We start from the raw sequence: 12,091 nt of genomic DNA on the forward strand, positions 1-12,091 counted from the left end.
ACATAAGCATAATGAATGCAATTAGGAAGCCGTAAACAAAATATTTTAATATTGGATTTTTAACTAGATTATCTATGACCAATCGATAACCTTGATCTTTCTTTTTTTTTGTGTATATAAGTAAACTATCGTTAAATAGCTTGTCATCATCTATCTTTACTAAGGAAATAATAGCAAGAAAAGTTATCAGTAACAAAGTTATTATAATGTTATAGTATAACTCTTGGTGCTTAAAAAATATAAAAAACTGTATTGGGATAAATATAATTAAGTAACGGAACCCACTGCCAAATATAGTGGAGTGTAGATACATTAATGCAACAATATTATTCTTTTTTTCTAAATATTTCGTTATAAGTATATATGAATTAACATAGAATAGTTCAAATATTGCAGTGGAGATTATCAAATAAGTCTTTGCGTTAGATGATATGTTGAAATCAGAAAATGCCAGTATGATTAACTGTATAACAAAGATAACAAATAATCCAGAGGCTTTTACAGAAAAAGGAAGAGGATTTTTCTTATCAATGTGAAAAGTATACATTATTTTTTCATTAATATATTTTATTCCCATATGCTATCCTTAGTATAATTGATAAAGTTTTGCATCAAATAACTAGTGCCTAATAGAATAGCCCCTCCTATTAGAAAAATAAAAATTGCAGATGTTAAACTAAGTGTAGATATAATTAAGGGAGTTAGTATGGAACTTATCGCCACAGTAGCCATTCCGCCCAAAAAAGATAATCCAATTCTTCCTAATAACTCTACAATATCTCGACTCCCTGATTCATCCAACATCACTGTATCATAATCCAAAATGACATCAATCACGAATCCTGTTGCGGCTAATGGGCCGGAGAAATTTGCTTTAGCTAATGATTTGATGGATAGTACTTCTTTTGCGGATAGCCAAATTCGTTTAATATTTTTACTAATATGAATTCCTCCGGTTACACCTTTTAATTTTTCATGCGCTAATCCAGCATATCTAAATCCAAAAGCAGGAGTTTTTCCTTTAAATACAATGGCTAAATATCCGTTTATCCATTTTACTTCGACTTTATGACTCATTGCTTTTATCCAATGTTTATTTTCTAATGTGTAATCAATTGTATCTTTAACTAAAGCCATGTCATCGTTAGAGTAATATTGGAGAATCTCTATAAGCTCCTTATATTCTTTATCTTCAAGGATATGTTCTAATTCCCTTACTTCAACTGTTTGTGCTGTTTTATAGCGTTCGACTGGTGTTCCAAAAGGGTAGTATTGTAAGGGAATTTTTGAGAGATTAGATTCTTTTTTGACTTTAAATAACGCAACCACACCAACCTCCTCAGGCTCATTTTTGATGCAAGCATAACCATTATCTTTCCATAATTCATCAAAAGCCTGAAGAATGCGTTCAGGTTGATAGAGGGGTTTAAATACTTCCTGATGATTAAATTGATCAAGCGTTTTTACCCATTTATAAGCACTTTGTTGATGAGCCTTATGAATGCCATGTAGTTGATTGATGTCTGGCACATCTGAAAATCCAATATACATAGGCTCTAGCCATAAATCTGGTTTTTCTATTTCTTCGGTCTGAATGCCTATTCTGGTGGTTTTGTATCGACCCAGTTCTTTATCTTTTGAGCGAACAATAAATGTGCCATCAAAAAATCGGCTCACTTGGACACGGTAGGGAATGCCTTGATTTGAAATAGAGAAGTTACCATGTATTAATTTTTTGGTTTGTTTATCATAAACGGCATTGAGTCTAAAATTGTTGCTATCTTTTTCGCTTGGGAGAATTTCAACGGTTAAATCCGTAAATAGTTTCGTTTGGAAGTTGAACACAACTTCTTGTACAGAGCCTAATAAAATAGTGTAATCACAAGAACGAGCGAGTTTTTCAACAGGTTCTCCAGGTAAGAAAATATAGCGAACTTCTTTTCTTCTTATTGAAGTTTCATTGTGATGCGCTGCTGATGACATCTACTTTTTCTCCCTTGTTGACTGAGTTGCAGTAAAAAAGTTGAGACTCGTGTCTTCTATCTCTATTTTCCCTTGGCTATCTGCAGTAAGTTGAAGCGACTGACCTGATTTAGAGGGTGTGAGGGTGATTTCTTCTCCTTGTGGGGATTTTCCATAGATATCTGCATATTGTAAAGTCATTTTTTTATCTTCATATTGTGATTGGTTTGAAGCTAATTCGACTTCTGTCTCCTGCATCCCAATATGCACACCATCCAACCAAATCCCTTCTTCATTCATCAAAATCGTGTTTTTACCAAAGCGAAGGAGAATCTTTTCATTGTCCATCGTCAGGCTGGTTTGTTTGCCCACTTCAAGCTCAATGCGGTCGTGAGCATAGTTGAAAATCTCTTTCGCTTGGATAGCTTTAAGTAAGCTGATGGTTTCAAGATTGTTTCCCGCTAAGACGGTTTTGATGTCATTACCGGTGGTGATTTGGGTGGTTCTGCCTTGGTCAATTTGAGTACGTTGGCTACCGTTAACCGTTAAAGTGCGGTGGTTTTTGATGTGATTTTTTTGGTCATGCTCAACCAGGGTGGTCATATCCCGCTGGGCATGCATTTCAAATAATTCTCGGTTCGCGGCATCCTCAAAGAGAATGCTGTTGTAACCTTCCCCTTTGTAAGTTTTTGATTTAATGTGCAATTACTATCTAGATTCATTATTGCTGAATGTGCTATGTTACTATATAAAATTTCTATATAACCTTTTAATTATATTCCTTTTTTAATTCACACCAAGTTCTATAATTAAATTTATCAAAGTTTTGACATTTATTATTTTTAGGAGTAAAAAAGTATGACTTGTTTTCATTCCAGTTAAAATAATAATAATTGGTAAAATCTTCGCCATACAACCAAAATCCACCAGAACCGCTATCAATAGATGTTGGATGAAATGTAAATATATTACTCTTTCTAGGGATGAAATTTTCAGGATCTATTAATAGAGAGTATAGATTTAAAGAAAAATTATAAAAAACTAAAACAATAACTAATGCTATGCATATTAAAAATTTATTTCTCACTTAATTCTCCTATGTTGTTTTTAGATTGCCACGATCTCCTATTATTTTTATAAAAATAATAATGGAACAAGTGTAAGCATCAATATTGCTATATATAAATTATCAATGATATATTTTATTGCTGGAATGGCGTTATCGTTTTTATGCTTTAATTCTTCTTATTCATTTTCAAAAGAAGGTATGTTATAATGGATATAATCTCACTTATTGTTACAAACAACACTGTTTCTTGGTTAAGAAATATCTCTCCTTTCCTAATATAAAAAAACAATAAAAAAATCAAGATTAGCTTCAATGTTACAAATACCAAAATTAATTTTGTAACTGACTTTTTAAGAATTAAAAATATAGATGTGTTAATTGTTTCAATTATAATAAATAGCAAGTTTAGATTTACTGAAATAATTAGACAACTAAATGCAACACTAAACTCATCTGATTGATAATGAAGCATAACCTGAAAATCTATCCAGTATAAGATGCTAAGAAAAGAGAATACTAATTGAATTATGAATAATAAAATCATCTGCTTTTTCCTATAAATGAACGATAAATCTCTTTTGTTGGAGAATATTGGTAATTCTCAGTATTAGGAATGACATCTCTCATTTTTTTTGAGAAATTTATGACACAATAATTCTCTTTAGATATTTTCTCTAAGTAGTCTTCTAGATCTTCTGGGTCTATAAAAAACCTATCTTCCTCAGGATTTATGCAGTCTAAGTCATCAAGAAAATAAATGCTCTTATCGTAAAAATTTGATGGAACATATTTACATCGTTCTATAAGCATATTGTCCTTAAATATATTAGTACCTGATTTCTGTAGTGCGTTAATTGTTACTGTTGTACAATTTCTAGAGGTTAATTTATATTCATCTATAACTCTTCCTGAATTATAAGAATCAGGCATTTTACTCTTAGCTGGTTGTGTGCTAGAGAGCCAGATTTTCTCAAATGTGTCTGAAACTTTTTCTGGGGTAACATCTAATATTTTATATACATTTGCATTAAATCTATATAATTCTTTCATAGCATATTTTTTACATAATTCTCCTTTATAACGAAACAAAATACCTTGTGATGTATCTTGTTCCCCATATCTTCCGTAACTATATGAGGTCATTTGGTTATTTGAGGATATTAATACAAAAGCATGTCCAAACATAACTGTTTCAGTAAAAATATAAACCCCATCAGGAATTCTTCTCGTGATTTGAACTTTAACAATGCTCTTAGTCGGGTCTTGTGTAAATGTTCCGACGGTTGTTTTTTTCTCTTTTTCCATTATTTCCAACTCCAATGATCATTTTCTGCTTCATCAATATGTAACCGAATTTCAGCTTCAGCAGATTGTTCACTAAAATAGGCAGGTGTCAATCCATTTTCATCCGTTATACCTTTTTGTTCACCTTCTGGTAATTTAATTGAAAAAGGGGTATTTTGGTAAGGTCTTCCTTCATCATCTAATAGATGGAACTGGAGCCTATAGAGCGGTTTTAATTCCCCTGTATTATCCGGCACTTGCAACTCCTTCTCCTGCATTCCAATATGCACACCATCCAACCAAATCCCTTCTTCATTCATCAAAATCGTGTTTTTGCCAAAGCGAAGGAGAATCTTTTCATTGTCCATCGTCAGGCTGGTCTGTTTGCCCACTTCAAGCTCAATGCGGTCGTGAGCATAGTTGAAAATCTCTTTCGCTTGGATAGCTTTAAGTAAGCTGATGGTTTCAAGATTATTTCCCGCTAAGACGGTTTTGATGTCATTACCGGTGGTGATTTGGGTGGTTCTGCCTTGGTCAATTTGAGTACGTTGGCTACCGTTAACTGTTAAAGTGCGGTGGTTTTTAATGTGATTTTTTTGGTCATGCTCAACCACTGTGGTCATATCCCGCTGGGCATGCATTTCAAATAATTCTCGGCTCGCGGCATCCTCAAAGAGAATGCTGTTGTAACCTTCCCCTTTGTAGGTTTTTGATTTAATGTGCATTTGGGTATAGGTGGCAGGCAGATTACCTGGTGGGATTTGTAGTTCATTATACACGCGTCCAATAATCAGCGGTTGGTCAGGGTCGCCTTCTAAAAAGCTCACCACCACTTCTTGCCCAACACGCGGAATGGCGAGCATTCCCCAGTTTTGCCCCGCCCAAGGTTGAGCAACACGCACCCAGCAAGAACTTCTGGAATCGTTGAATTCCCCTTTATCCCAATGAAATTTCACTTTCACTCGGCCTTGGTAATCCGTGAAGATTTCTTCCCCTTTGGGGCCAGTGACTACCGCAGTTTGTGTGCCACAGATTTGTGGTTTTTGAGGGAAATTACTACGGAAAGTTTTCTCCGGAGAAAGACATTCAAAACGATTAGTGATAAAGGTGGTGTTTTCACGTTGGCTAAAATGGCTTTCCTCTTCCAAGGCTTGCGGTTGTTCGCCATGATGTTGAATGTAAGTTAATTGCCAAGGCTGATTGAAGTCAGCACGAGGATGGCGATGAATGTGTAAGAGTTGGCCTATTCTTAAAGCTGGGTGATTACTTTCTCCCTCGCCCATATGGGCATCACGGCGTAAACTGTCGAGACGATATTGGGCAAAGCGTTCGCCACTGTCATTTTTATAGCGACCAGGGTAGTCGTAGTAAGGATAGTCTCCTTGAAATTGAATCTCTTCTTGTGTGCCTTGTAAGCCATATTCCGCATTCCAGTTTGGTTTTTTGAAGGTGTAATCTTTTAACAATACTTCAGAAGGACGAATTTGTTCGGTCCATTGGAAAGTACGGAGATGAGGGGCTTGGCGTAATACGGTAGGATTGGCATTATAGTCAAGGGAGAGGGTATCTTCCTTGGATAAACGATGGGCATCATCGTAAATAAAGAGCCGGTCAATTTGATTATGTTCATCTTCCGTACAAAAGAAAAACAAGCCTTCTTCACCGATAATCCGTTGGAAAAATTCATAATCGGTTTCACGGTATTGCACACAATATTCCCGTCTTGTGCGGTAGGCGATATCAATGGTGTGAAAAAGCACATTGGAATCGCTTAGCAGGGTTTTTAAGATAGCTTCAATACTGGTATGTTGGAAAATGCGTGAGCGTCTTTTTTGGGTTAATCGCCAGAGATGAGGGGAGAGGGTAAAGTGATAAAAGGTATAGCGTTCACCGGTTTTACCGAGTTTGATTTGTGTGACGATACCGGAGATATTCCGTTGTCGCTCACCATCCTGCCAGATGGAAAGGGTTGCAGCGCAGTCGAGTAGTGAACCAAATGGAAGCTGATTATGTTGTGTTGCCGCGACAATGGAGAGTTTAAAGAGGGAATTATAGCCTTCTTCGAAATCGAATTTGACAACACGGAAGGTGTCAGGCGGCAGTTGGCCCACTTCAAGGGTGAAGTGGAGGCCTTTGGAAACAGAAAAATCGGGGAATTTTAGTGTGTTCATTGTTATCCCTTATTAAATATTCGTTTTTTATTGATGATAATATAAGCTAACTTGAATAAAGCCACAATTGGAAAATTGTATGATAATCAACCTATATATGCTTCCAACAACAATTTTTTATTACCTTGCCCTCCTTTTCGCAAAGGTATGATAGATTAAAAAATCGCCTCTTTCGAATAAGAGCAAATAATTTGTAAGGAAATTTTCCGCTTCAAAAGGCTTATGTATTATAAAGGATACATTTATGGCATTTTTATCGACAATTATCCCTCTAGCATTTCGCTAAATAACAACGGCGTAACGCCATTTTTTAAGTCAATTTGCACTGCACTATGTAAGGGAAATTCGTGTTGGCTAATCACATTCAAAGACTGTCCAGCCACTTCCACTTGATATTTATAATAAGCACCTAGAAAGCGTTGTTGGCGAATAATGCCGTTGGCTTGTGTTTGCTTATTGTTCATTTTTCTTTTATTCTTTTGGAAGCCCATCTAAAAACCTATGTACGTCTAATTTTCCTCTATTGATATAGTCTAGCATATTTTCTCTTATAGTTTTTTCATCCTCATATTCAGAAGAATCAGGATCTTCATCTATATAGTTAATCTTTTTAGAGATAAAGTTTAAGTATTGTTTTTTTATGTTAGATGATGAATATAATTTTAAACAGAAATTAAGGTCATTGTGGAAATATTTATCCAGCATAACTCCTTTTTTTGGAAAGATAACATCTTTTTCAATAATAATATATTTTTCCAGTAATTTATTACTTTTAAATAATCTAGGGAGGGGGTAAAGGTTATTATAAAGATGTATATATTTATTAGTGAATAATGAGTTCTTTTCCATTCCTATTCTTACATCTAGACAATGTAATGTCCCTAAATATTGGAATTGCTCCAGAGCTAACTCGTCATTAGAAAGTTTTTCTTTTACTTGTGTAAGCAAGTTGGATGCATTGCTATTATTAATTATAAAAAATAAAAGTATTAATAAAAACTTTTTATTTGGCATATCATCTTAACTCTAAAAATAAAATTTGTTCTTTAGTATTTTTACTAATGAGCATACGGCATAAATTATTATTTTTCTAAACTTTCAACAAAATCAGACAGCTCTTTTGATTTATAAAAACTAATGCATTGTAAGAATATATCATTAGCTATAATATCTTTTCTTTCCTCCATGTGAATTATATATTTTTGTTTATGAAATTCATTCGTTTTTTGAGTTACAAAATTCATTAAATCATATATTTCCTGTACCGAATGATTTTCGGATAACTTAGAAGCATCATTTAATTCAATGCCAAGCTCTTTGTAGTTTATAGTTAAACATAGTTTTAAAGCATAATCTCTAAAGTCTAAAAATACCTCTTTTTCTTTAGCAAAGCAGGGTACGCTTAAAAACAAAAATAATAGAATAAGTCTCATTTTAACTCCTTTCTATAATATTACTCCTTTAGGAATCTAAGAATAGACTTTATGTATATATGTTGTTTATATAGTTTCAATTTTTTATTTTAATATAAGTCTTCGATATAAATAACAAAACAGAGATAAAAAATAATAAAAAATATTCAAGATATATCGAAATAACCTCTCTTTCTATGTTCGATTTAAATGAGTTAGTGGCATTTATGAAAGCCCATCCGCCAATTAATATAGAGAGCGTGATTAAAGATAAGAAAATAAAATATTTTCTTCTTTTTGAAAAAAAACTAAAAAGAAAGTGAATTGACAGAATATGATTGCAAGAATAAAAAAAAGAAAATATCCTCTTGTAAAGGGTGTGATCCATAGTTTCATCAACGAATATACTATATTTTATATTTAGGTTGATATCGATTATTATTAATGCAAAAAAAATGGCAAGGATTGTAAATAGTATGTATTTCATATTTCATCTCTTTTTAGTTGAAGTAGGACTTTATTTGTGATGTGAAGTCACTAATGTTAGTTGAGGATGTTTTTCTAGCCTCCATAAAGTTTCCTAATTCTAATGGTGCAATGATTCCTTCTATTTTGTATCTATATTCTATATTATCGGAAGAGTCTTTTAATTCAATATTAAATATGTTTGTGCCAGCATACTTTAATGAGTCAATAGTAACTGTTGTGCAGTTTCTATAAAACAAATTATATTTGTTTATAACCTTTCCATATTTTTTACATATCTCTTTTTTGTTGAAATTATTAGGTGGTTCATTACTATTATCATAAGTCCTCAAAAAAAGTTATGTTTTATCTAATGAGGCGTCATTGATTTTATATATTTTATAACTTTTACTTTTGTGTCATTACCGGTGGTGATTTGGGTGGTTCTGCCTTGGTCAATTTCAATATTTAATTCCCGATTTCAATTATTATAGTCGCGCTTTTAAAACTTAAAATTATTTTAAGTCAGATAAATTATATTTATATATAAAATCCTTATACAACTTCTTTAGTTTTTTATTATCAGTAAATAGATCCTTACAGATAAATGTTGGAGAGCTATATTCCAACTTAAAATATTCATCCTTTAATTTATATTTTTTAATAGTGTTGTTAATGTTTTCATTGTAGTATTTATTTAAAATTATTTTTATATCACTCCACTTATAGTAATAGTCAAACTTAGAGTTTAAACCATTTAATGTTTGAGAATGTTTTTTAAAAAAGTAATGGTTATTTTTTTTATAAAAACCTTGTGAATATAAAACATTATCTAGGCAGACGCTATTTCCTAAGTCTAAAAACTGGCCATATAATTCGCCATCTGAGGCATAATCTTTTTTTATATTTTCTAAATTTCCTGATGCAGATAAACTACTGAGTAGTGAAAATATTATTACATTTAATTTCTTCATTTATTTTAACTCCCAGAAATATATTTTTTTGCTTCTAAAAAATAATTATGTCCTCCAATTGCATTATTTTTATGCCATAGAGTAACATGTCCACTAGCCCATTTAGGGTCTTTAGCTATCATGCCATAAATACCTTTACGGTTTCCAATTGCATTTTGTATTTCTTGCAAGGATTCTGGATATCTTATAAAAACCTCCGGAGAACCAAACTGCTTTTTTAACCATTCGATCATTTTTGCCGCACTGACAATCACACCTTTACCTGCAAATTTTCCTTTTATAATTGGGTAGTTCCTAGGTGGTTTCATTCCTCCATTTAATAAAGCGAGGGATAATCTTGTAGCACAGGCATTTATAAAGATATTTCTGTCATAATTCTCCCCCATTATTGATATAAATACTAATTCAGCATATTCATCATTTTCATTTGTTATTGAAGTGGGATCTTCTCGTTTAGGATATCCCTCATATACCTTATCCCAAGGCGGTCTTCTCACCTTTATAGAGCGCTTTCTGTTTCCTGCCCGAGCAGTAATTGTTGCCATAATTATTCCTTATTAAAACTTAGATTTCTTTTTTCAAAAACATTTCTTATGACTGCTTCGCTATTATTGCCAATAATACCGCTTACAATCACATTTTCTTTTCCATTTTCTGTTTCATATTCAATTATAGCTTCGACTTTATCGCCCACTCTGCCATTCTCTTTGACTATATGTAAATTTAAGTCCGTATAATGACGAGAAAGATCCTCTAACTTAATTAACTCCTCGCCATAAGACCAATATAATTGAATAATTTCTCCATCTGGTTTTGGCTCTCCAGTATTATCCGGCACTTGCAACTCCTTCTCCTGCATTCCAATATGCACGCCATCCAACCAAATCCCTTCTTCATTCATCAAAATCGTGTTTTTACCAAAGCGAAGGAGAATCTTTTCATTGTCCATCGTCAGGCTGGTTTGTTTGCCCACTTCAAGCTCAATACGGTCGTGTGCCGCGTTGAAAATCTCTTATTGATAATGGTTTTTATATTGTGTTTTTGAATTAAATCATAGTTTTCCGAGGTGAGTTGCTCACAACGAAATAATTTATTATCTATGTTATAAAAGTTTGTTTTTTTACCTTAGTTAAAGGTAGCTTATATAGAAGTTTTAACTTCTACAATATTTATTTAATTTTTGGATTTTTATTATCGCTATTACATATTTTTATTAATCTTTTTGTTTCTATTTTGATTATGAGTAATACATAACACATATCTGAATACAATATTGCACAATTTCCTATAATTGCAGTTTGGAGAACATAGTAAAGTCCATTTTCTGCGTGCCGACTCCGAGTAGATTGGAACATACTGATTATAAAAATGGTTAAGATAATATAAAGGGCATACTTTAAAATTTTACTCTTTGCCAAGTTATCTAAACTTACGATCTCTTTAGAAGATTTTTTACCAGAAAAAATAGAAAGGCTATCTATAATTAACTTTTCTTCATTGATTCTAATGACGTGAATTATTGCTACAAACAGAAGGAAAGAGAGTATAAGAATAAGATTTAAGTATAATTCAGGGTATAGAAAATAACTTAAAACATAAGCTGGAAAAAAGAGCAATACAATACTCATGCATCCCATACCAAAGATGGTAGAATGAAGATACATTAATGCAATAATATTTATTCTTTTTTGAAAGGAATTGTGTTATGAGATAGAATAAAAATAGATAGGTAAGCTCTCCTATCAAAAACAACACTATTAACTTATTTTTCTTTTCTATTGGGATATTAAGGTCTGTAAAGAAGAGGATTGCATATTGTATGATTAAAAAAATAAAAAAGACTGTTAATATAAATTTATAAGATCCTACACCTGTTTTATATTTATTAAAAATAAACCTACTATTTTTGTTTAAATATTTTAGTTCCATGTTTCATCCTTTATGTAATCAATGGCTTGGTTAATAGCATAACCTATACTGACAATAACAACGCCACTAAGTAAGAAGATTAATATTACAGGGAAAGCGGGCATAAATCCGGAAATAGATAATATTAAAGAAGTCAATATAGAACTTATCGTCACAGTAGCTATTCCGCCCAAAAAAGATAACCCAATTCTTCCTAATAACTCTACAATATCTCGACTCCCTGATTCATCCAACACTACTGTATCATAATCCAAAATGACATCAATCACGAATCCTGTTGCGGCTAATGGGCCGGAGAAATTTGCTTTAGCTAATGATTTGATGGATAGTACTTCTTTTGCGGATAGCCAAATCCGTTTAATATTTTTACTAATATGAATTCCTCCGGTTACACCTTTTAATTTTTCATGCGCTAATCCAGCATATCTAAATCCAAAAGCAGGAGTTTTTCCTTTAAATACAATGGCTAAATATCCGTTTATCCATTTTACTTCGACTTTATGACTCATTGCTTTTATCCAATGTTTATTTTCTAATGTGTAATCAATTGTATCTTTAACTAAAGCCATGTCATCGTTAGCGTAATATTGGAGAATCTCTATAAGCTCCTTATATTCTTTATCTTCAAGGATATGTTCTAATTCCCTTACCTCAACTGTTTGTGCTGTTTTATAGCGTTCGACTGGTGTTCCAAAAGGATAGTATTGTAAGGGGATTTTTGAGAGATTAGCTTCTTTTTTGACTTTAAATAACTCAATCTATTATTTTTATTTGTGTTTTTTCTTTTTATTTAAGTAGGTTTTTATTATTATCCCCCAGTAACAA

Annotated in this window: 12 protein-coding genes; all 12 read right to left on the reverse strand. The window is 32.5% G+C overall.

The genetic code is table 11. The annotated features are described in order from the left end of the window. Positions 1–567: 567 nt before the first annotated feature. The 12 genes from L4F93_RS08965 to L4F93_RS09020 all read right to left on the reverse strand — a co-directional run bounded on the left by L4F93_RS08965 (position 568) and on the right by L4F93_RS09020 (position 11,835). Positions 568–1,983, reverse strand: a complete 1,416-nt coding sequence (locus L4F93_RS08965) for a hypothetical protein (RefSeq protein WP_250349968.1) — start codon at positions 1,981–1,983, stop codon at positions 568–570. Continuing rightward, positions 1,984–2,667: a bacteriophage T4 gp5 trimerisation domain-containing protein gene (locus tag L4F93_RS08970; protein WP_250349969.1), complete on the reverse strand. Its 684-nt coding sequence runs from the start codon at positions 2,665–2,667 to the stop codon at positions 1,984–1,986. Between the two features lie 64 nt (positions 2,668–2,731). Then, a complete protein-coding gene (locus L4F93_RS08975) occupies positions 2,732–3,049 on the reverse strand; it encodes a hypothetical protein (protein WP_250349970.1) in 318 nt (105 codons plus the stop codon). 522 nt (positions 3,050–3,571) lie between these two features. Next, entirely contained in the window at positions 3,572–4,336 is a 765-nt protein-coding gene (locus L4F93_RS08980) for a hypothetical protein (protein WP_250349971.1), read from the reverse strand. After that, the gene (locus L4F93_RS08985; RefSeq protein WP_250349972.1) at positions 4,336–6,486 is read right to left on the reverse strand and encodes a type VI secretion system Vgr family protein; all 2,151 of its coding nucleotides are present in this window, start codon (positions 6,484–6,486) and stop codon (positions 4,336–4,338) included. Before L4F93_RS08985 ends, L4F93_RS08980 begins: the two co-directional genes overlap by 1 nt. A gap of 263 nt (positions 6,487–6,749) precedes the next feature. Further along, on the reverse strand, positions 6,750–6,950 hold the full coding sequence (locus tag L4F93_RS08990; protein ID WP_250349973.1) for a hypothetical protein: 201 nt from the start codon (positions 6,948–6,950) through the stop codon (positions 6,750–6,752). Positions 6,951–6,957: 7 nt separating this feature from the next. Continuing rightward, positions 6,958–7,500 carry a hypothetical protein gene (locus tag L4F93_RS08995; protein WP_250349974.1) on the reverse strand — a complete coding sequence of 181 codons (543 nt, stop codon included), beginning with the start codon at positions 7,498–7,500 and terminating at the stop codon, positions 6,958–6,960. 68 nt (positions 7,501–7,568) lie between these two features. Beyond that, positions 7,569–7,919 (reverse strand): hypothetical protein, encoded by a 351-nt coding sequence (locus tag L4F93_RS09000; protein ID WP_250349975.1) that lies wholly within the window; start codon positions 7,917–7,919, stop codon positions 7,569–7,571. Positions 7,920–8,878: 959 nt separating this feature from the next. Continuing rightward, on the reverse strand, positions 8,879–9,337 hold the full coding sequence (locus L4F93_RS09005) for a hypothetical protein (protein WP_115261407.1): 459 nt from the start codon (positions 9,335–9,337) through the stop codon (positions 8,879–8,881). A gap of 5 nt (positions 9,338–9,342) precedes the next feature. After that, the gene (locus tag L4F93_RS09010; protein ID WP_250349976.1) at positions 9,343–9,882 is read right to left on the reverse strand and encodes a T6SS effector amidase Tae4 family protein; all 540 of its coding nucleotides are present in this window, start codon (positions 9,880–9,882) and stop codon (positions 9,343–9,345) included. Between the two features lie 2 nt (positions 9,883–9,884). Continuing rightward, complete coding sequence (locus tag L4F93_RS09015; RefSeq protein ID WP_250349977.1) at positions 9,885–10,310, reverse strand: hypothetical protein; 426 nt, start codon at positions 10,308–10,310, stop codon at positions 9,885–9,887. Positions 10,311–11,256: 946 nt separating this feature from the next. After that, positions 11,257–11,835 carry a hypothetical protein gene (locus tag L4F93_RS09020; RefSeq protein WP_250349978.1) on the reverse strand — a complete coding sequence of 193 codons (579 nt, stop codon included), beginning with the start codon at positions 11,833–11,835 and terminating at the stop codon, positions 11,257–11,259. Positions 11,836–12,091: the final 256 nt, after the last annotated feature.

Source organism: Avibacterium sp. 20-132 (assembly GCF_023611925.1).
Taxonomy (GTDB): Bacteria; Pseudomonadota; Gammaproteobacteria; order Enterobacterales; family Pasteurellaceae; genus Avibacterium.

Coding starts and splice junctions, on each gene's coding strand:
- L4F93_RS09005 (WP_115261407.1), bottom strand. CDS start 9,337: ATGAAGAAATTAAATGTAATAATATTTTCACTACTCAGTAGTTTATCT.
- L4F93_RS09000 (WP_250349975.1), bottom strand. CDS start 7,919: ATGAGACTTATTCTATTATTTTTGTTTTTAAGCGTACCCTGCTTTGCT.
- L4F93_RS08995 (WP_250349974.1), bottom strand. CDS start 7,500: ATGCCAAATAAAAAGTTTTTATTAATACTTTTATTTTTTATAATTAAT.
- L4F93_RS08990 (WP_250349973.1), bottom strand. CDS start 6,950: ATGAACAATAAGCAAACACAAGCCAACGGCATTATTCGCCAACAACGC.
- L4F93_RS09020 (WP_250349978.1), bottom strand. CDS start 11,835: ATGGCTTTAGTTAAAGATACAATTGATTACACATTAGAAAATAAACAT.
- L4F93_RS08985 (WP_250349972.1), bottom strand. CDS start 6,486: ATGAACACACTAAAATTCCCCGATTTTTCTGTTTCCAAAGGCCTCCAC.
- L4F93_RS09010 (WP_250349976.1), bottom strand. CDS start 9,882: ATGGCAACAATTACTGCTCGGGCAGGAAACAGAAAGCGCTCTATAAAG.
- L4F93_RS08980 (WP_250349971.1), bottom strand. CDS start 4,336: ATGGAAAAAGAGAAAAAAACAACCGTCGGAACATTTACACAAGACCCG.
- L4F93_RS08965 (WP_250349968.1), bottom strand. CDS start 1,983: ATGTCATCAGCAGCGCATCACAATGAAACTTCAATAAGAAGAAAAGAA.